Origin of the sequence: Sulfitobacter sp. HNIBRBA3233, from assembly GCF_040149665.1 — a bacterium.
In the GTDB taxonomy this organism is placed as follows: Bacteria; Pseudomonadota; Alphaproteobacteria; order Rhodobacterales; family Rhodobacteraceae; genus Sulfitobacter; species Sulfitobacter marinivivus.
Genome location: NZ_JBEFLP010000001.1, coordinates 1,585,883 through 1,604,801 on the forward strand (window position 1 = coordinate 1,585,883; position 18,919 = coordinate 1,604,801).

The 18,919-nt window shown below is 64.6% G+C and carries 18 protein-coding genes; 13 read left to right on the forward strand and 5 right to left on the reverse strand.

Annotated elements, in window-relative coordinates:
* Positions 1–37 precede the first annotated feature (37 nt).
* Entirely contained in the window at positions 38–829 is a 792-nt protein-coding gene (locus tag ABMC89_RS07605; protein ID WP_349566804.1) for an enoyl-ACP reductase FabI, read from the reverse strand.
* A gap of 12 nt (positions 830–841) precedes the next feature.
* Positions 842–2,071 (reverse strand): beta-ketoacyl-ACP synthase I, encoded by a 1,230-nt coding sequence (gene fabB, locus ABMC89_RS07610; protein WP_349566806.1) that lies wholly within the window; start codon positions 2,069–2,071, stop codon positions 842–844.
* 209 nt (positions 2,072–2,280) lie between these two features.
* Between fabB and ABMC89_RS07615 the strand changes: the two genes are divergently transcribed.
* From ABMC89_RS07615 to ABMC89_RS07625, 3 genes are all read left to right on the forward strand, one after another.
* A complete protein-coding gene (locus ABMC89_RS07615) occupies positions 2,281–4,002 on the forward strand; it encodes a calcium-binding protein (protein ID WP_349566808.1) in 1,722 nt (573 codons plus the stop codon).
* A gap of 112 nt (positions 4,003–4,114) precedes the next feature.
* Positions 4,115–5,494, forward strand: coding sequence for an NAD-dependent succinate-semialdehyde dehydrogenase (locus tag ABMC89_RS07620; protein ID WP_349566810.1), 1,380 nt, complete (start codon positions 4,115–4,117; stop codon positions 5,492–5,494).
* Positions 5,495–5,558: 64 nt separating this feature from the next.
* The gene (locus tag ABMC89_RS07625; protein ID WP_349568559.1) at positions 5,559–6,155 is read left to right on the forward strand and encodes an SDR family oxidoreductase; all 597 of its coding nucleotides are present in this window, start codon (positions 5,559–5,561) and stop codon (positions 6,153–6,155) included.
* A 175-nt stretch (positions 6,156–6,330) separates the two neighbouring features.
* Here the strand turns inward: ABMC89_RS07625 and fabA are convergent, their stop codons facing one another.
* Positions 6,331–6,840, reverse strand: coding sequence for a bifunctional 3-hydroxydecanoyl-ACP dehydratase/trans-2-decenoyl-ACP isomerase (gene fabA / locus ABMC89_RS07630; RefSeq protein WP_349566812.1), 510 nt, complete (start codon positions 6,838–6,840; stop codon positions 6,331–6,333).
* A gap of 191 nt (positions 6,841–7,031) precedes the next feature.
* Between fabA and irrA the strand changes: the two genes are divergently transcribed.
* Positions 7,032–7,451: an iron response transcriptional regulator IrrA gene (gene irrA, locus ABMC89_RS07635; protein ID WP_349566814.1), complete on the forward strand. Its 420-nt coding sequence runs from the start codon at positions 7,032–7,034 to the stop codon at positions 7,449–7,451.
* Positions 7,452–7,834: 383 nt separating this feature from the next.
* Here irrA and ABMC89_RS07640 read toward each other — a convergent pair whose 3' ends face one another.
* Complete coding sequence (locus ABMC89_RS07640; RefSeq protein WP_349566816.1) at positions 7,835–8,269, reverse strand: FKBP-type peptidyl-prolyl cis-trans isomerase; 435 nt, start codon at positions 8,267–8,269, stop codon at positions 7,835–7,837.
* Positions 8,270–8,443: 174 nt separating this feature from the next.
* Between ABMC89_RS07640 and ABMC89_RS07645 the strand changes: the two genes are divergently transcribed.
* The 8 genes from ABMC89_RS07645 to ABMC89_RS07680 all read left to right on the forward strand — a co-directional run bounded on the left by ABMC89_RS07645 (position 8,444) and on the right by ABMC89_RS07680 (position 16,911).
* Complete coding sequence (locus ABMC89_RS07645; protein WP_349566818.1) at positions 8,444–9,130, forward strand: haloacid dehalogenase type II; 687 nt, start codon at positions 8,444–8,446, stop codon at positions 9,128–9,130.
* Positions 9,131–9,955 carry an alpha/beta fold hydrolase gene (locus ABMC89_RS07650; protein ID WP_349566820.1) on the forward strand — a complete coding sequence of 275 codons (825 nt, stop codon included), beginning with the start codon at positions 9,131–9,133 and terminating at the stop codon, positions 9,953–9,955.
* Complete coding sequence (locus tag ABMC89_RS07655) at positions 9,952–10,920, forward strand: threonine ammonia-lyase (RefSeq protein WP_349566822.1); 969 nt, start codon at positions 9,952–9,954, stop codon at positions 10,918–10,920. The genes ABMC89_RS07650 and ABMC89_RS07655 overlap by 4 nt, the downstream gene beginning before the upstream one ends.
* A 45-nt stretch (positions 10,921–10,965) precedes the next feature.
* Positions 10,966–11,754: a 3-oxoadipate enol-lactonase gene (pcaD, locus tag ABMC89_RS07660; RefSeq protein WP_349566824.1), complete on the forward strand. Its 789-nt coding sequence runs from the start codon at positions 10,966–10,968 to the stop codon at positions 11,752–11,754.
* 33 nt (positions 11,755–11,787) lie between these two features.
* Entirely contained in the window at positions 11,788–13,113 is a 1,326-nt protein-coding gene (locus ABMC89_RS07665; protein WP_349566826.1) for a lyase family protein, read from the forward strand.
* Positions 13,110–14,342 carry a TCR/Tet family MFS transporter gene (locus ABMC89_RS07670; protein WP_349566828.1) on the forward strand — a complete coding sequence of 411 codons (1,233 nt, stop codon included), beginning with the start codon at positions 13,110–13,112 and terminating at the stop codon, positions 14,340–14,342. Before ABMC89_RS07665 ends, ABMC89_RS07670 begins: the two co-directional genes overlap by 4 nt.
* 108 nt (positions 14,343–14,450) lie before the next feature.
* Positions 14,451–15,539, forward strand: coding sequence for a zinc-binding dehydrogenase (locus ABMC89_RS07675; protein WP_349566830.1), 1,089 nt, complete (start codon positions 14,451–14,453; stop codon positions 15,537–15,539).
* A 139-nt stretch (positions 15,540–15,678) separates the two neighbouring features.
* Positions 15,679–16,911, forward strand: a complete 1,233-nt coding sequence (locus ABMC89_RS07680) for a mandelate racemase/muconate lactonizing enzyme family protein (protein WP_349566833.1) — start codon at positions 15,679–15,681, stop codon at positions 16,909–16,911.
* Positions 16,912–16,914: 3 nt separating this feature from the next.
* On the opposite strand, the gene ABMC89_RS07685 is transcribed toward ABMC89_RS07680, so the two are convergent.
* Complete coding sequence (locus ABMC89_RS07685; protein ID WP_349566835.1) at positions 16,915–17,457, reverse strand: hypothetical protein; 543 nt, start codon at positions 17,455–17,457, stop codon at positions 16,915–16,917.
* A gap of 270 nt (positions 17,458–17,727) precedes the next feature.
* Between ABMC89_RS07685 and ABMC89_RS07690 the strand changes: the two genes are divergently transcribed.
* Positions 17,728–18,816, forward strand: a complete 1,089-nt coding sequence (locus ABMC89_RS07690) for an alkene reductase (RefSeq protein ID WP_349566837.1) — start codon at positions 17,728–17,730, stop codon at positions 18,814–18,816.
* Positions 18,817–18,919: the final 103 nt, after the last annotated feature.

Sequence of the window (18,919 nt, forward strand, 5' to 3'; positions counted from 1 at the left end):
CGCGGGGACGGGGCAACGCCCGCTCACACCAGGTTTCTCAGAGGTTCTCGGCCTGCGGCATCCCGAGAATATGGTACCCGCCGTCGATGTGGATGATCTCTCCGGTCGTGCAGGCGCCCGCGTCAGAGGCCAGCCACACAGCAGTGCCGCCCACGGCTTCCAGCGTGGCGTTGGCGCGCAGGGGCGCGTTCATGTCGGTGTGCTTGTAGGTCTTGCGCGCACCGCCGATGGCAGCACCGGCGAGCGTCTTCATCGGACCGGGGCTGAGCGCGTTGACGCGGATGCCTTCGGGGCCCAGATCGTTCGCCAGATAGCGCGTCGCACTTTCAAGCGCGGCTTTTGCCACGCCCATGACGTTATAGTTCGGCACGACCTTGTTGGACCCCTGGTAGGTCAGCGTCATCAAGGTGCCACCCTTCTCGACCATCAGCGGGTGGGCGCGGCGCGCCACTTCGATAAAGCTGTAGGCCGAGATATCCATGGAATGCTTGAAGTTCGCACGGCTTGTGTTCAGGAATCGCCCCGTCAGTTCGGACTTGTCGGAGAACGCGATTGCGTGGACGACGAAATCGATGCTGTCCCACCGTTTGCCCAACGCGTCGAACGCCGCATCAAGCGACGCATCGTCGGTGACATCCACATCGACCATGAAATCCGATCCGACGCTCTGCGCCAGAGGCTCAAGCCGCTTGCCGAAGGCTTCGCCCTGGTAGGTAAAGGCCAGCTCGGCCCCCGCTTCGGCCATGGCCTTTGCAATGCCCCACGCGATGGAGCGTTCGTTCGCAACGCCCATGATCAGGCCGCGTTTTCCGTCCAGTAATCCCGTCATCCCAACTGATCCTTACGCCTTGTACTTCGAAAGGATCATCGACCCGTTCGTCCCGCCGAACCCGAAAGAGTTCGTCATCACACTATCCAGCCCCGCGTCTTCAACCAGTGCGGTCGCGATCTCTTCGGCGGCCAGCCGGTCGTCCAGCGTCTCGACGTTGATCGAAGGCGCGATGAAGTCGCGGTCCAGCATCAGCAGGCAGAAGATCGCCTCCAGCGCGCCGGCAGCGCCCTGCGCATGGCCGGTCATGGACTTGGTCGAACTGACCGGCGGGGTGCTGCCCTGCCCGAAGACGCGGCGCACCGCCTCAATCTCGCCGACGTCACCGACGGGCGTGGAGGTGCCGTGCGCGTTGATATAGCTGACCTTGCGGCCTTCGGGCAGCGTTTCGAGCGCGAGGCGCATCGCGCGCTCGCCGCCCTCGCCCGAGGGTGCAACCATGTCGTGACCGTCGGATGTGGCCGCGTATCCGGTAACCTCGGCGTAGATTTTCGCACCGCGCGCCAGCGCATGTTCGAGGTCTTCCAGCACGACTATCCCGCCGCCGCCCGAGATCACGAACCCGTCGCGGTCCTGATCGAACGCCCGGCTCGCCCGCTGTGGCGTGTGGTTGTATTTGCTGCTCATCGCGCCCATCGCGTCGAACAGGCACGACAGCGTCCAGTCCAGCTCCTCGCCGCCACCGGCGAACATCACATCCTGTTTGCCCAGCATGATCTGTTCGGCCGCGTTGCCGATACAGTGCAGCGACGTAGAACAGGCAGAGGTGATGGAATAGTTGATGCCCTTGATCTTGAACGCCGTGGAGAGGTTCGCACTGACGGTGGACGACATGCATTTCGGTACGGCGAAGGGGCCGATGCGTTTTGTGGCACCCGTCTTTTCGACCGTATCGTGCGCGGCTTTCATCGACGATGTGGACGGGCCACCCGATCCTGCGACCAGACCGGTGCGCGGGTTCGATACCGCGTCCTCGCCAAGGCCGGCATCGGCGATCGCCTGCTCCATCGCGATATAGGCATAGGCCGCCCCCGGCCCCATGAAACGCAGCGTGCGCTTGTCGATATGCTCGGCCACGTCGATCTTCAGCGTGCCGGCGATCTGGCTGCGAAACCCGTGCTCGGCCATTTCCGGCGATGCCTCGATCCCGCTTTTCCCGGCCTTGAGGGAGGCGGTGACCTCGCTTGCATTGTTCCCGATGGACGAGACGATTCCCAATCCTGTGACCACGACACGGCGCATGGGCAGCTCTCCCTATGATTTGATACCCTTCTTAGGCCACCGCGCCGCGCGGGCGCAAGGCGGTAACCCCGCGCTGGCGCTAACGGTTTGTCAGCAAAGTCTCAACCCTTTTGCAATCAAGCGCTGCCATAACGCACGCACCCCAACCGCACGCCCCGACAGAAGGGCGCGGGACTGACAGGGCCTCCCCACCCCAGACGGAGCCCCGCATGATCACAGGCAGAACGACATCCGGCAACGACCGCATCACAGGAGACCCCGCCGCGAACCGGCTTGAAGGCGACGACGGCAACGACACGCTGATCGGCGGAGGCGGTGCCGACACGCTGGTGGGCGGCAACGGCGACGATGTGCTTGTCGTGCGCGGTGGCGCCGGCACCACGGGTCTGCGCGGCGGTGACGGTGACGATTTCCTGTCGGCCACCCTGCTCGGGTCCGGGCAGGTGCATATGTTCGGCATGGCAGGCAACGACACGTTGGAGATTGACCTGACGAAAAACCCGAACGTCTTTCGCAACGGCAAACAGGTCAGCTACATGGGCCACCACGTCTATGGCGGGGAAGGCGCGGACACTTTCGCCTTCATCAATCCGGGTGCTGCGCGCGGCACGATCATCGGGCGCATCGACGATCTGAACATCAGCGAGGACCGGATCACTCTGGACGGACGTCCGGTCAACCTTGCGCGCCCGCCGGCGAGCGTGAAGATTTTCGAGTTCAGGGACCAGCAATGGATGAAGATCGGGCAGAACGCCTATTACGCGCTGGAAGGTGCGCGCGACGGCGGGGAGGAACGGCATTTCCTCGATTTCCCCGATCTGACGGCGATGCTGGCAGCCAGCCGTGGGCCCGAAGTCGCCTTTATCGACCAGAAGAACGAGGTGCCCGAGCCGATGATGAGCGCGCTCAGCGCCAGCTTCCGCCGCGCCAGCATCAAGACCGGCAATGACGACGATTTCGAAGGGGGGCCGACGGCGGATGCCGTGTTCGACACCCGCGTTCGCAGCGGGTCCCTGCCCCGCGACCTGACCGACAACCGGTTCGAAGGCGGCGGTGGCGACGATCTGATCAATGCCGGAAAGGGCAACGACACGATGCGCGGCGGCGACGGGAACGACAGCCTCGCCGGGGGGCAGGACACGGATTTCCTCTACGGCGATGGCGGCAACGACTTCCTGTTCGGTGGCAGCGAAACCGACATTCTTGTCGGGGGCTACGGCAACGACGTGCTCGAAGGGGGCACTGGCGACGACGCGTTGCGCGGGGATGCTGGCGACGATGTGCTGCGCGGCGGTGCCGGCCGTGACCACCTCAGCGGCGGTGACGGCGACGACAGGCTGGGCGGCGGCGAAAACGGCGATACCCTATTCGGTGACGGCGGGCACGATACGGTCTACGGCGACGACGGCAGCGACTTTGTGCGGGGCGGAAGCGGACGCGACCTGCTCTGGGGCGGCGACGGCGATGACCGGATGGACGGAGACGGGTGGAGCGACCGACTGTTCGGACAGGGCGGCGACGATGTGCTCAGCGGCGGTCAGGGCGAGGACACGATCGACGGCGGGCGCGGCGGCGACTGGATCAGCGGCGGACCCGACCGCGACCGCGTCTTCGGCGGCTCGGGCACCGACACTTTTGCCTTCGCCCCCGGCCATCTGGCCGACTGGGACGATCTTGAGGGCGGCACCTATGCCCGCCTGCGCGACCTCGACCGGATCGAGGATTTCGTGATCGGGACAGACCGGATCGTGCTGTCGGGGTTTGCGGGCACCGACGGTCTGTCTGACCTGCGCGGGTTTTCGGTGAGGGTGGACGACACAGACTACATTCAGGTGATCCTGCGCGCCACGAACCACCAGCTGCTGGTCCATCTGGAAGGGGGCGGTGACTGGTCCGATCTGCACACGCAGGATCATTTCGCCTTCGGCTGATCCATGGCCCACGACCTGCCTGCGGCACCTTTTGTCGCGGCCCGAAACGAGCGGAACTTCTCTCGGCTACGGCGTGTTGGTTTGGTGAACCAAATGCGAGGAGCCTACCCCCATGGGAACGATTACAACGAAAAATCCAGCCACCGAAGAAACACTGAAATCCTACGACCTGATGTCGACAGAAACGGCCATTTCCGAAGTCGAAGCCTGCCATCAGGCCTTTCTGGAGTGGCGCAAGACAACTCACGAGGAACGCGGCACCCACTGTCGCAACATCGCGAAGGTCCTGCGCGAACACAAGGAAGAGCTGGCCAAGCTGATGACCAGCGAGGTCGGCAAGCTGTACAAGGACGGCCTGACCGAAGTCGAACTCTGCGCGCGCATTTTTGAATACAGCGCCGATCACGGCCCCGAGGCACTGGCCGACGAAGAGCGCACCCATTCCGGCGGCAAGAAACGCGGTATCGTCACGTACCAGCCCATCGGCGTGATCTATTCGATCCAGCCGTGGAACTTCCCCCTCTACCAGCCCGTGCGCGTGCTGGCGGCGAACCTGATGGCGGGCAACGGCTGTGTCCTGAAGCACGCCGAAATCTGCACCGGCAGCGGCATCCGCCTGCGGGAACTGTGCATCGAGGCGGGTCTGCCCGAGGATATCTTCAAGGTCATCGTGATCGATCACGACACCTCCGACAAGCTGATCGAGCACAAGCTGGTGCGCGGCGTGACCATGACAGGATCGGACCGTGCGGGTCGCCAGATCGGTGCAGCCGCCGCCAAGGCGCTGAAAAAGACCGTGCTCGAGCTCGGCTCGAACGACGCCTACCTTGTCCTCGACGACGCCGACATCGAAACGGCTGTGAAATTCTCCACCATGGGCCGGCTCTATAACAACGGTCAGACCTGTGTGTCGGCGAAACGCTTTGTGGTGACGGACAAGAACTACGACGCCTTCGTTGACGCCTACGTCAAGGCGATGGCCGACATCCCGATGGGCGACCCGATGGACGACGACACCAAGCTTGGCCCCCTGTCGAGCCAGGACCAGTTCGAGACCGTCCGCGATCAGGTCGAGGAAAGTGTCAAGAACGGCGCAAAAGTCCTCTGCGGCGGTGAAGTGCCGGACCGCATCGGTGCCTACTATCCCGCGACCGTCCTCGGTGACGTGACGCCCGGAATGCCCGCCTACGACGACGAAATCTTTGGCCCGGTCGCAGCCGTGATCCGCGCCAAGGACGACCGTGACGCCATGCGGATTGCCAACGACAGCCGCTATGGCCTGGGTGGCGGGATCTTCTGCACCGATGAAGACCACGCAATCCAGCTCGCCCGAGAAGAATTCGACACCGGCATGATCCGGATCAACTCTTTCGGTGCGGCCGATCCCAATATGCCCTTCGGCGGCGTGAAGGATTCGGGCTACGGCCGTGAACACGGCGGCTTTGGGATGAAGGAATTCATCAACGCCAAGGCAGTGTTCCTGCCAAGCTGACGCTCTACCGGAGGGCAGATCCTTGCCCTCCGTCACCCTCCCCCGAAGGAGAATTACCGTGAAAATGAATGTACTTGTCGCGGGCGCGACCGGCAAAACCGGTCGCCTGCTTACACGCGAACTAATCGAACAGGGCGCACACCCTGTGGCACTCGTCCGCGAGAGTTCCGACACAAGCGTTCTGCCCGACGATACAGACACACTTCTGGGCGATCTCGCCAATCTGCAGGACGATGTCTGCGCGGGCATGGATGTTGTGATTTTTGCCGCGGGCAGCGGTGGGGACACCGATGCCGAGATGACCGACAAGATCGACCGCGACGGCGCGCGAACCCTTATGGATCTTGCCGAAAAGGCGGGTGTTGCCCGTTTCGTGATGCTGAGCTCGGTAGGGGCCGATGCCCCACCCCCGGACCACGAACTGGCGCATTACCTGCAGGCCAAACACGATGCGGACGAGCACCTCAAGCAGCGTGATATGCCCTATGCCATCATACGTCCCGTGGCCCTGACGGACGGGCCGAAAACCGGTCAGGTCCGGCTGGGCGACAGTGTGGACAAAAGCGCCAAGGCGCATCGTGCGGATGTCGCCGCCGTCCTTGCCAAAGCCGCTGTGACGGGCAGATACGATGGCAAGGCGCTGGACATGCAAACCGCCTGACGGAACAGCGGGCGCCGATGCAACGCGTAGGCGCCCAGTGCGAACACGGCTTTCCCCGCGCTCAAGCCCGACAATGACGACGCCCGCCCGTCAGGTATCGAAAATCAAAAAGGGACGACCGGTCCGCTGCCGGTCGCCCCTTTTGCTTTCAGAACCGGACAGACGTCCTGCCTGTTCAGCTTTCGCTCAGCGCGACTTTCATATCCTTGACCGCATAGATCTGCTCGCCGTCCGCTTCGACGATGCCGTCGGCCACGCCCATGGTCAGGCGGCGCGTCTGGATCGCCTTGGTAAAGTCGATCTTGTAGGTCAGCATCTTGCGCTCGGGGCGCACCATGCCCGTCAGCTTCACCTCGCCCACGCCCAGCGCATAGCCACGCCCCTGCCAGCCGCGCCAGCCAAGGTTGAAGCCCGTAAGCTGCCACAGACCGTCCAGCCCCAGACAGCCGGGCATGATCGGATTGCCGGGGAAATGGCATTCGAAGAACCACAGGTCCGGCGAAATATCGAATTCGGCGACGATATGGCCCTTGCCGTGGGCACCGCCGTCGGAGGACACATCGGTGATGCGGTCCATCATCAGCATCGGTGGCGCGGGAAGCTGTGCGTTGCCGGGGCCGAAAAGCTCTCCGCGCGCACATTTCAAAAGATCGTCCTTGTCGAAATACGTTGGATAGTCTGACATCGGTGCGCTTTCTGTTTGGTTATCGCGAAGGATCGAACGCTCCTAGCATCGCAAAACCCGTCGGGGCAAGAGGCGCGCATCTGACGCCGTCAGGGCGTTGCGACATGGTCCAACCCGCTTTTACGGGGAAATCGTTTGAAACCCATGCCCCTCAGCCCCTATATTGAGGCAACTACGCAAAGAGGACGCCCATGGCCGACACGCATGTAGATCACGGAACCGAATGGCTTGCCCGGGCAGGGCTGCGCCCGACGCGTCAGCGCGTCACGCTGGCGCAACTGCTCGTCGGCGACGGTCGGCACCGCCATGTCACCGCTGAAAGCCTCTTCGACGCGGCCAAGGATCGCGGCGATCAGGTTTCGCTTGCCACGGTCTATAACACCCTGCGCGCCTTTTGCGATGCCGGTCTGTTGCAAGAGGTGACCGTCGACGGTTCGCGCAGCTATTTCGACACCAATACCCACGACCACCCCCATTTCTTCTGGGAGGACGAGGGGCGGCTTTCGGATGCCCCTTCCGACCAGCTGGTGATCGCGCAATTGCCGGACGTGCCCGAAGGGGCCGAAATTGCCTCTGTCGATGTGGTCATCCGGCTGCGCAAGAAAACCTGATTGATCCGCTGGCCGGGGCCGACGACAACGCTGGCGGACCGGGTGACGAAGCGTAGCTGATCCGTGATTTGCCTGCCGGTCATGCGAAACGCCTCCACCGGAGCCACGGGGGGAACTTAGCCCCATCCCAAGCATGACCGAACGACAGGGCCGGCCAAACGGGCCCGCTCTTTGACGGCTAATGCAGCTGGCAGCGCATTCCCGAATTCGAAAAGGTAAGCCGCCCCCCCCTGCCACCGATCTGGTGCAGCCGAGCGCAGCTTTTTCACGACCAAGCTCTGGTTGAGAAGCCGGGAGCACGATTGGCGCAAGGCGCCGGAAAGCAAAAAGGCCCGACCGCTTACGCGGCCGGGCCTTTTTTAAAAACTGTTCAGTTTCACCGCTCAGGCAGCGTCGACCTTGACCAGCTCGATGTCAAAGGTCAGGTCCTTGCCCGCCAGTGGGTGGTTCGCATCCAGCGTCACGGACGCCTCGTCGACGTCGACCACGGTGACCGGCATCGCCTGCCCGTCCGGTGTCTGCATTTGCAGCTGCGTGCCGATCTCCAGCGGGATATCCGCAGGGATACCCTCACGCGGGACCGCCTGACGCATTTCGGGATTGACCTGACCGTAGGCTTCGTCGGCCACGATGTTCACGGTCTTCTTCTCGCCCTCGGCCATGCCGGGGATCGCGGTGTCGAGACCCGGGATGATCTGGCCGGACCCGACAACGAACTGCAAAGGCTCGCGGCCTTCGGAGCTGTCGAATGTTGTACCATCGGCCAGAGTGCCGGTGTAATGCAGTTGCACGGTGTCGCCTGACTTCACTTCAGTCATGTGTCGTCTCCAATCTGTAGGGGGATTTGATGGAGGAGGCCGCGTGTCTGCGCGGGTGCTCCTTTGCTCGCGCGTATTGTTTCAACTCATCCGACCTGCGGCAACCCCCTTTTCGGCCTTTTCCACCGGCGCGCACCGTGCCAGTCTGCGACAAAACTGCACATCGGAGGCGAAATGCCCATTACAACCTGTATTTTCGATGCCTACGGCACGCTTTTCGACGTCGCCGCCGCCGCCAGACAGGCCGCATCGGAACCCGATTTCAGTGCCATTGCCGAGGATTGGCCGCAACTGGCCGACCATTGGCGGCTCAAGCAGTTGCAATACAGCTGGCTGCGCGCTGTCACGGATGCCCATTGCGATTTCTGGCGCGTGACCCAGGATGGCCTGGACTGGGCACTGGAAAAGACCGGCCACCACGGCAACGGCGCGCTGCGCGACCGTCTGCTCCAGCTTTACTGGGAGCTCGGGGCCTACCCGGAAGTCCCCGAAATGCTGGAAACGCTGAAATCGGCGGGTCTGAACACCGCGATCCTGTCCAACGGGTCGCCCGCCATGCTGCAGGGCGCGGTCAAATCGGCGGGCATCGAAGGGACGCTGGACGCGCTGTTGTCGGTCGAGAGCGTCGGCATCTTCAAACCCGATGCCCGTGTCTACGACCTTGTGGGCGCCGAATTCGGCTGCGCGCGTGACGAGGTTCTGTTCGTGTCGTCCAACGGCTGGGATGCCGCCGCCGCGACCGGCTACGGCTTTACCACCGCGTGGGTCAATCGCGGGCAGGATCCGGTGGACCGGCTGCCCTGGACCCCCGCGCACACGCTTGCCGATCTCACCGGTATCCCCAAACTCGCAGGAGCCTGAATGCCCCGTTTCACCACATCAGACGGTCTCGACCTCTATTACGAGGACGACAAGGCCGATGGCATCCCGATCCTGTGCCTTGCGGGCCTGACCCGAACCACCGAGGATTTCGATTACGTCACCCCCCATCTGGCGGGCTGCCGCGTGATCAAGATGGACTACCGAGGGCGCGGGCAGTCCGATTTCGATCCTGACTGGAAGAATTACATCCTGCCGGTCGAATGTCGCGACGTGCTCGAACTTCTGGCGCATCTGGACCTCGACAAGGTTGCGATCCTCGGCACCTCGCGCGGCGGGCTCAACGCGATGGGGCTGGCCGCAGGTGCAAAGGACCGCCTGCTCGGGGTGGCCCTGAACGATGTGGGGCCGGTGATCGAACCCGGCTTTGTCGCCTTCCTGAAGGAATATATCGGGCGCAACCCCGCCTCCCGCACGATCGAAGAGGCGGCCGCCGCCATGCGCCATGTCTTCGTGGGCTTCGACGACGTGCCTGATGAGCGTTGGCTGGCCGAGGCGCGCAAACAATACCGCCAGACCGACGCGGGGCTCGAGATCACATACGATCCGCACCTGCGCGATGCCACGCTGGCGATGGCCGATCAGGAAATAGACCTCTGGCCCTATTTCGACGCGCTTGACGGGCTGCCGCTGGCGCTGATCTGGGGCGAAAATTCCGCCCTGCTGGCCGAAGGAACGGTAAAGCTGATGCAGGACCGCCACCCCGACATGATTACCGCAAGAGTTCCGGGGCGCGGTCACGTTCCGTTTCTGGACGAGCCGCAAGCGGTTGCGGCTCTGCACGACTGGATCGAGGCCATGAAATGAACATCGACATGATCCGCGCGGCAGCGGGACGTCTGAAGGGCCATGCCCGGCGCACGCCCATGCTGAATTCGCCCTTTCTGGACGAGATCGCGGGCCGGCGCGTCTGGGTCAAACCCGAATGCTTGCAACACACCGGCAGTTTCAAGTTCCGCGGCGCCTATGCGGCGCTTTCCGCGCTGGAGCCGACCGTCCGCGCGCGCGGTGTGATCGCCTTTTCCTCGGGCAACCATGCGCAAGGCGTGGCCTATGCGGCGCGGCTGCACAATGTTTCGTCGGTCATCGTCATGCCCTCGGACGCGCCTGCGCTCAAGATCGCCAATACCCGCGCCTTCGGGGCCGAGGTGGTGCTCTACGACCGCGCGGGCGAGAGCCGCGAAGAGATCGGCGCGCGGTTGAGCGCCGAGCGTGGCCTGACCCTGATCAGACCGTTCGACGAACCCGAAGTCATCGCGGGTCAGGGAACCTGCGGTCTGGAGATCGCCGAGGACGCGGCAGCGCTCGGGATCGATCAGGCGGATGTGATCGTCTGTTGCGGCGGCGGCGGTCTCACCTCCGGGATCGCGCTGGCGCTCGAGGCCGAAGCCCCCGGCCTGCGGGTGCGCCCCGCCGAACCCCAAGGTTTCGAGGACGTGGCCCGATCGCTCGCCTCCGGCGAGATCCAGCGCAACGCGCGCACCTCGGGCAACATCTGCGACGCGATCATCACCCCCCAGCCCGGCGATCTGACCTTTCCGATCCTGAAGCGCCTGTGTGGCCCGGGCCTTGCCGTGACCGAGGACGAGGCGCTGGACGCGATGGCGCAGGCCTTCCTGCGGCTCAAGGTTGTGGCTGAACCGGGCGGCGCTGTCGCGCTGGCCGCAGCCCTGTCGCGCAGCCAGGAGATCGCGGGCGACAACGTGATCGTCACAATCTCTGGCGGGAACGTGGATCCCGACATCTTCGCCCGCGCCCTTGCCCGTCTCTAGGGCGCCATTGTTTCCGATCCCATCCCGCACCCAAAGGAGCCGCGCATGAAACTCTTCGATACCGGTGATGTCCGCATCCACTACCGCGTCGATGGTCCCGACGACGCACCGCCCGTGGTCTTTGCCAATTCGCTGGGCACCGACATGCGCCTTTGGGATCCGATCCTGCCGCACCTGCCCGCCGGACTGCGCATCATCCGCTGGGACAAGCGCGGCCATGGCCTGTCGAGCGTGCCCAAAGCGCCCTACACAATGGGATCGCTCATCACCGATTGCGAACGGCTTCTGGACCATCTGGGCGTGCGCGACTGTGTCTTCGTCGGGCTGTCCATTGGCGGCATGATCGCGCAGGGGCTTGCCGTCAAACGGCTCGACATGATCCGCGCTGTCGTGCTCAGCAACACCGCCGCCAAGATCGGCAACCCCGACCTATGGGCCGAGCGCATCGCGCAGGTCCAGCAACACGGCATCGAACACCTCGCGGATGCGGTGATGGAGCGCTGGTTTTCCAAACAGTTCCGCGCCAAGCCCGAGCTTGAGCTTTGGCGCAACATGCTGGTCCAGCAGGCCGCCGACGGGTACGCGGGCTGCTCGGCGGCGATTTCGGGGACGGATTTCTATACGCCCACCAGCGGGTTGCGCCTGCCCGCGCTGGGCATCGCGGGGGACGAGGACGGATCGACGCCTCCCGATCTGGTCCGCGAGACGATGGAGCTGATCCCCGCGTCCAAGTTCCACCTTATCCGCCGCGCGGGCCACCTGCCCTGCGTGGAACACCCACAGGAATTCGCCAGCGTCATCGGCGATTTTCTCAAGAGCGTCGGTCACGTCTGACCGCAAATCCGCCCCCCGAAGAAAGCTTTCCCCATGGCCGCATCCGTTTTTGACAGCCCGCTTTACAGCCGCCTCTTCCCAAGCGGGGAGGCAGGGCGGCTTTTTTCCGACAGTGCCGCCGTACGGGCCATGCTGATCGTGGAAGGCGCGTTGGCGCGGGCTCAGGCGGCGCAGGGCACCATCCCCGAAATCAGCGCCGCCGCCATCCACCGCGCGAGCCTCGAAATCGCGATCGACCCCGGCGCGATTGCGCAGGCGACCGGCGAAAACGGCGTCAGCGTGCCGGGTCTGGTCGCGGCCTTCCGGTCCGAGATGAACGCCCCCGAACACGCGCAATACGTCCACTGGGGCGCGACCAGCCAGGACATCATCGACACCGGTCTGATGCTGCGCCTGCGGCAGTTGCTGAGCCTGCTGGAAAGCGATTTGCGCACCGTGGTGCAGCATCTGGCCCGACAGGCCGAAGATCACGCGACAACCCTCATGGCCGCACGGACCTACGGCCAGCACGCAACCCCGACAAGCTGGGGCGCCGTGGTGGCAAGCTGGGGACAGCCGCTGGTCGACCTGCTCGAAGCGCTGCCGCAGCTTCGGTCCGGCGCGTTGCTGGTGTCGCTCAGCGGGGCGGCTGGCACTGCCGCGGAACTGGGTGCGGACCCGGCGGCGACCCGCGCGGCGCTGGCCGAGGGGCTGGGCCTGGGCGATCCGGGGCGCAGCTGGCACACCGATCGCGGGCCGCTTCTGCGGATTGCCGACTGGCTGGCGCAGGTATCGGCGGTGATGGCGCAGATGGGCGCCACGCTGATCGAACTGGCCGCCTCCGATCTGGGCGAGGTGCGTCTGGGCGCCGCCGGCGCATCATCGACCATGCCGCAAAAGCAAAATCCCGTGGGACCGAGCGTTCTTCAGGCGCTGGGGCACCACGCGACCGCGATGCGCGCCGCGCTGGGCCCCGCGACGCAGCACCTGCACCAGCGCGACGGGGCCGCGTGGTTTACCGAATGGATGGTCCTGCCGCAACTCTGCCTTGGGACCGCGTCAGCGCTGGAGGTTGCGAAACACCTGACCGAAGGGCTGGCCCCCGATCCCGCGCGTATGGCCGACACGCTCGCGCGCAGCGGTGGCATGATTCACGCCGAAGCGCTGAGCTTTGCGCTGACCTCCACCCTGCCACGCCCCGAAGCCCAGAGGGTTACCAAGGCGCTGTGCCGTGCCGCACAGGAACAAGGTGCCCCGCTGGAGACGCTGGCCCGTGCCGAATATCCCGACCTTCCGGAAGGGCTTTTCGATCCCGCCCGCGCACTGGGCGAGGCCCCGGTCGAGGCCCGCGCCTTCGCGTCCCGTGCCCGCGCTCTGTGACGGCGACTGACGAAGACAGGCCCGACCCGCATCGTCTGCCGGTCATCTTCATCCTGCTGACCGTCATGATCGATGCCATGGGGATCGGGTTGATCGTGCCTGTTATGCCCGATCTCATCCGCGACGTGGGCGGCGGCACATTGGCCGAAGCGGCGATCTGGGGCGGCATCCTGTCGACGACCTTTGCGGTGATGCAGTTCCTTTTCGGCCCCGTGGTGGGCGGGGTGTCGGACAGCTACGGGCGCAGGCCGGTCTTGCTGGTGGCTCTGGTGGTCATGGCGCTCGACTATGTCCTGATGGCGGTGGCCAGTACGCTCTGGCTGTTGCTGCTGGGGCGCGTGATCGGCGGCATCACAGCAGCGACACAGTCCACCGCGACGGCCTATATGGCCGATATCTCGCGCCCCGAAGAACGCGCGGCGCGCTTTGGCCTCGTGGGGGCGGCCTTTGGCGCGGGCTTCGTGCTGGGCCCCCTGCTGGGCGGGCTGGTGGCCGAACTGGGCACCCGCGCGCCGTTCTGGCTGGCGGCGGCACTGGCCCTGTCGAATGCCGCCTTCGGCTGGCTGGTCCTGCACGAGACCGTGACCGACAGCATCAGACGCCCCTTCAGCTGGGCCCGGTCGAACCCGCTGGGGGCGCTGAAAAGCCTCGGGCGTTTGCCGGGGCTGCGCACCCTCCTGCTGGTCTATTTCATCTACTACGTCCAATTCGCCGTCTATCCCGCGGTCTGGTCCTATTTTGGCATCGCCCGTTTTGACTGGACGCCGGCCACGATCGGCCTGTCACTGGCCCTGTTCGGGATGATGATGGCGGTCATTCAGGGCGGGCTGATCCGCCCCGTGCTCGCGGCGTTGGGCGAGCGTGGCACGGTCATCGCCGGTCATGGCTTCAGCATCGTCAGCCTTGCGGCCATCGCGGTGATCCCCTCGGGTCTGTGGGTCCTGATCCTGACGCCGCTGGCGGCCTTCGGCGGCATCATCCCGCCCGCGTTGCAAGGCATGATGTCGGCCCGTGTGGGGGATGACGCGCAGGGGGAATTGCAGGGCGCGCTCACGTCGGCGTCCGCCCTCGCGATGATCCTGTCGCCGCTTGTGATGACCTGGACTTTCGCCCGTTTCACGGAAACCGGCGCGCCGGTCTACCTGCCGGGCGCCCCTTTCCTGCTGGCGGCCGCGCTCAGTATCGCGGGGCTGGGCGTGGTGCTGGGCACCGCGCGCCGCCGCGCCTGACGTTACGTCAGCGACAGCACCCTGACCGGCCAGGGGAAAAGGGGTTGCCGGGGGCGCGGAACTGCGCAACCCTCGGCGAAACTCACCATTCCGACGGGACTATATCGTATGAAAACCATCAAGGCCGCTGTCTGTCACAGCTTCGGCGATCCGCTCAAGATCGAAGACATCCAGATCCGTGCGCCACAGGCGGGCGAAGTCGAAGTGACCCTTGATGCGGTGGCGATCTGCCATTCCGACATCTCTTTTGCCGAAGGGGCCTGGGGCGGATCGCTGCCCGCTGTCTACGGGCACGAGGCCGCGGGCCGTGTAAGCGCCGTGGGCGACGGGGTGAACGGGCTGAGCGAGGGCGACAGCGTGGTGGTCACGCTCATCCGGTCCTGCGGCACCTGCCCGTCCTGCGCGGGCGGCGCGCCCACCCTGTGCGAGACGCCATATGACGGTGACAAGGGCCCGATCAAGACCGCCGACGGGGGCAAGCTGCACCAGGCGATGGCCTGCGGTGCATTTGCCGAGGCGGTGGTCGTGGACCAGCGGCAGGTGGTCAAGATCGGCGAGGATATCCCCAAGGCGTCGGCCGCGCTGATTGCCTGCGGCGTGATCACGGGGGTCGGTGCAGTGGTGAACGCGGCCGGTCTGCGCGCGGGTCAGGACGTTGTCGTGATCGGCGCGGGCGGTGTCGGGCTGAATGCGATCCAAGGGGCGCGGATCGCGGGCGCGCGGCGCATCGTCGCCGTGGACATGAGCGAGGAAAAGCTCGCCGTCGCCAAGGAATTCGGTGCGACCGACGGCATCCTCGCCTCGGAGGCGAAGCCGTGGTCGCAGGCAAAGCGCGCGATGGGGCGCGGGGCAGATGCCGTGATCGTCACCGTGGGGGCGATCCCCGCCTATGACACAGCGCCACGCTATCTTGCCTACGGCGGCCGCGTCATCATGGTCGGCATGCCCCACTCCGGCGATACCTCGACCTATGAGCCGGTGGTCATGGCCGCCGTCGGCCAGGGCATGATCGGATCGAAGATGGGCGACGTGGTGATCCAGCGCGATATCCCGTGGATGGTCGATCTCTACGGCCAGGGCCGGTTGAAGCTGGACGAGCTGATTTCGGGCACGTGGGAGCTGGGGCAGATCAACGACGCCATTGCCGACACCAAGACCGGCAGCGCGCGCCGCAACGTGATCCTGTTCGACCGGTAGCACCCCACGCCGCCGGGGTCGTTCGCGGCTCCGGCAGGATTGAGTTTACTGGCAAAATGGAGATACCGGCGCGCCCGGGCCGGCAGAGTGGTGCCGTGACGCGATCTGCGCCGGAGGTCTGCGAGAGGACGCAAGAACGATGAAACTGCAAGATCTCAAAATTATCGTAACCGCGCCGCCTGCACCGGGATGGGGAGGGCGATACTGGATTCTGGTGAAGCTGACCACCGCCTGCGGGATCACCGGATGGGGGGAATGCTATGCCGCGTCGGTGGGGCCCGTAGCGATGCGGGCCGTGATCGAGGACGTATTCGCCCGCCACATGGCCGGGGAAAATCCCGAAAACATCGAGTTGATGTTCCGTCGCGCCTATTCCTCGGGTTTCACCCAGCGGCCCGACCTGACGGTGATGGGGGCGTTTTCTGGGCTTGAAATCGCGTGCTGGGACATCCTTGGCAAAGCGCGTGAGCGTCCGGTGTGGGCAATGCTGGGCGGATGCATGAACGAACGTATCCGCGCCTATACCTATCTCTATCCCCTGCCGCAGCACGATCTGGATGCGTTCTGGACCTCTGCGGACATGGCTGCCGAGGCAGCGCTCGACGCGGTTGAGCGTGGCTATACCGCGATCAAATTCGATCCCGCGGGCCCCTATACCCTGCGCGGCGGGCATATGCCGGGCATGCGCGACATCAGCCAGTCTGTGGCCTTCTGCCGAGCGATACGCGACGCGGTGGGCGACCGGGCGGATCTGCTGTTCGGCACCCACGGGCAGTTCACCACGGCAGGCGCGATCCGGCTGGGGCAGGCTCTGGAGCCCTTTGCGCCGCTCTGGTACGAGGAGCCAATTCCGCCGGACGCGGTCGAGGAGATGGCGAAAGTCGCGCGCGCCGTGCGCATCCCCATAGCCACCGGCGAACGGCTGACCACCAAGGCGGAGTTCGCCCCGGTTCTGCGCGCGGGGGCGGCCACGATCCTGCAACCCGCACTGGGACGTGCGGGCGGCATCTGGGAGGTCAAGAAGATCGCCGCAATGGCCGAGGTGTATAACGCGCAGATGGCACCGCATCTCTACGCGGGCCCCGTTGAATGGGCCGCCAACCTGCATCTGGCCGCCAGTATCCCTAACCTGCTGATGGCCGAAACCATCGAAACCCCGTTCCATGACGGGCTGATCAAGGGCAGCATCCGCGTCGAGGACGGGTTCGTGGCTGCACCGCAGGCGCCGGGTCTGGGGATCGAGGTGGACGAGGAGCTCGCGCGGGCGCATCCCTACGCGGGCGATGGCCTTCACCTCGAGATGCAGGAAGCACCCTGCAACTACGTGGAAGGCAACAGTTTCGAAGGCGGCGCGCCCGCGCCGCGCGACTGACCCTTACAGAAGCGGGTCGGTCTTGGCCGGGTGCAGCGCGCCCAGCGCCTCGAAATGCGCGGCCTTCAGCGCAACGTCATCGGCGGCGGTGTTGTTGGGCGCAACCTGGCTGAGGACCTGCACCAGCACCCCGCCCTGCGCGGCATAGCTGTGCAGGATGCGGGTGGCCTGTTTGGCACCGCGCACCGTGTAGATCAGCGTCCCGAAGGGCGCGCCGCCGATGCTGCGACTGTCGAGATCGACAAATTCGAACGAGCGACCGCCCGCATCCGCCTGTGCATCCACCATCTCGATGATGCGCGCCTCGATGGTATGCCGGCTTGCGTTGGTGGTGTTCTTTTCCGCCAGAATCTTCGACACGAAGCCGCTGTGGTGCAGCCAGTAGCTCACTCCTTTGCGCGTGCCTGCGTCGATGCGGTCGAAATCCTCTCCGGCGCAGAAGGTCACACCGGCGCCGGCGCGGGTGCAGGGTGTATCGCCGTCCTCCGCCACGACCGGTGTCGAAAGACAGAGCATGGCACATAGGCACAAAAATCTTGCTGACACGGGAACTCCTTTCGTTGCTCGAACGTTATTTTATCCTTGCAAAGAATGTCTGAATGACAAAACGCGAAATCACTCTGCCGGCGACCTTGCACAGAGCTGCCTGAAAATGATGCGAAAATGCGGCAGTCGGGTTGGTGCCACGCGGCCTCTGCAGGGTCGCCACCCTGTCAGGCGCTGGACGCAGGGGAGCCTTGCGCGGGGCGCGTGGAACGCCAGCCGCCCCGAAGCGTTGTGAGACAGACTGTAACACCACGCAAGAGGCCAGAGCCAATGACATCTACCCCTTCCCTGTTCACCCCGATCAATATGGGCGACCTGACCCTACCGAACCGAGTGCTGATGGCGCCGCTGACGCGCAATCGCGCCAATGCCGACGGCACACCGGCGGCGATGGCCAAAACATATTACGCCCAACGCGCCACAGCGGGGATGATCCTGACGGAAGCCACGCAGATCTCACCGATGGGTAAGGGATATCTTGATACGCCCGGCATCTATAACGATGCGCAGGTCGAGGGCTGGCGCGAGATTACCGATACCGTTCACGCACATGGTGGACGGATCTATTGCCAGCTGTGGCACGTCGGGCGGATCAGCCACGTGTCGCTGTTGCCCGATGGCGCGCAGCCGGTTTCATCGACGGACAAGGCGGCAAACGCCCAGACCTTCACCGCGAACGGGTTCGAGGACTGCTCCAAACCCGTGGCGCTGGATGCCGACGGAATAGCCGCGACTGTCGCGGATTACGCCAAGGCCGCACAGGCCGCACGGGATGCGGGTTTCGACGGGATCGAGGTGCACGCCGCGAATGGTTACCTGCTCGACCAATTCCTGCAGGACGGTGTCAACGACCGGACCGACGCTTATGGCGGCACTGTCCAGAACCGGATGCGTTTCCTCGAAGAAGTTCTGGATGCCGTCAGCGACGTCTTCCCGACATCGCGTATCGGTGTGCGCCTGTCGCCGCTGGGCGAGGCAAACGATATGTCCGACAGTGATCCGGAAACCCATTTCGCCGAAATCTACAAAATGCTCGACGCCCGCAATCTGGCCTATCTGCATGTGGTCGAGAAATTCCCCGGCAATGATGGCGCGCGCGATGTTATCCGCGCGCTGCGCCCCAACTACAGCGGGTTCTACATCAGCAACGGCGGCTATGATGCGGAAAAGGCGCGCAAGGCACTGGACGAAGGCCACGCCCATGCGGTGACGTTCGGCCGGCCCTTCATCGCCAATCCGGACCTGCCCGAACGGTTCCGCCGCGGTGCGGCGCTGAATGATCCCGATCCGGACACCTTTTATGGCGGAGACGAAAAAGGATATACGGATTACCCGTTCCTGCCCGACGACCCGGCCTGAAGCCTTAAAAAGATGCTGCCGGGGGTCCAAGCGGCGCCCGGCGGCACGCAGTATTTCAGGATTGAACGAATCAAGCCTGACAATATGAATTCCCGCATAAATT

Bases quoted from the DNA above. Each gene is read 5' to 3' on its own strand.
- ABMC89_RS07605 (WP_349566804.1), bottom strand. From the start codon at position 829: ATGACGGGATTACTGGACGGAAAACGCGGCCTGATCATGGGCGTTGCG.
- fabB (WP_349566806.1), bottom strand. From the start codon at position 2,071: ATGCGCCGTGTCGTGGTCACAGGATTGGGAATCGTCTCGTCCATCGGG.
- ABMC89_RS07615 (WP_349566808.1), top strand. From the start codon at position 2,281: ATGATCACAGGCAGAACGACATCCGGCAACGACCGCATCACAGGAGAC.
- ABMC89_RS07620 (WP_349566810.1), top strand. From the start codon at position 4,115: ATGGGAACGATTACAACGAAAAATCCAGCCACCGAAGAAACACTGAAA.
- ABMC89_RS07625 (WP_349568559.1), top strand. From the start codon at position 5,559: ATGAATGTACTTGTCGCGGGCGCGACCGGCAAAACCGGTCGCCTGCTT.
- fabA (WP_349566812.1), bottom strand. From the start codon at position 6,840: ATGTCAGACTATCCAACGTATTTCGACAAGGACGATCTTTTGAAATGT.
- irrA (WP_349566814.1), top strand. From the start codon at position 7,032: ATGGCCGACACGCATGTAGATCACGGAACCGAATGGCTTGCCCGGGCA.
- ABMC89_RS07640 (WP_349566816.1), bottom strand. From the start codon at position 8,269: ATGACTGAAGTGAAGTCAGGCGACACCGTGCAACTGCATTACACCGGC.
- ABMC89_RS07645 (WP_349566818.1), top strand. From the start codon at position 8,444: ATGCCCATTACAACCTGTATTTTCGATGCCTACGGCACGCTTTTCGAC.
- ABMC89_RS07650 (WP_349566820.1), top strand. From the start codon at position 9,131: ATGCCCCGTTTCACCACATCAGACGGTCTCGACCTCTATTACGAGGAC.
- ABMC89_RS07655 (WP_349566822.1), top strand. From the start codon at position 9,952: ATGAACATCGACATGATCCGCGCGGCAGCGGGACGTCTGAAGGGCCAT.
- pcaD (WP_349566824.1), top strand. From the start codon at position 10,966: ATGAAACTCTTCGATACCGGTGATGTCCGCATCCACTACCGCGTCGAT.
- ABMC89_RS07665 (WP_349566826.1), top strand. From the start codon at position 11,788: ATGGCCGCATCCGTTTTTGACAGCCCGCTTTACAGCCGCCTCTTCCCA.
- ABMC89_RS07675 (WP_349566830.1), top strand. From the start codon at position 14,451: ATGAAAACCATCAAGGCCGCTGTCTGTCACAGCTTCGGCGATCCGCTC.
- ABMC89_RS07680 (WP_349566833.1), top strand. From the start codon at position 15,679: ATGAAACTGCAAGATCTCAAAATTATCGTAACCGCGCCGCCTGCACCG.
- ABMC89_RS07690 (WP_349566837.1), top strand. From the start codon at position 17,728: ATGACATCTACCCCTTCCCTGTTCACCCCGATCAATATGGGCGACCTG.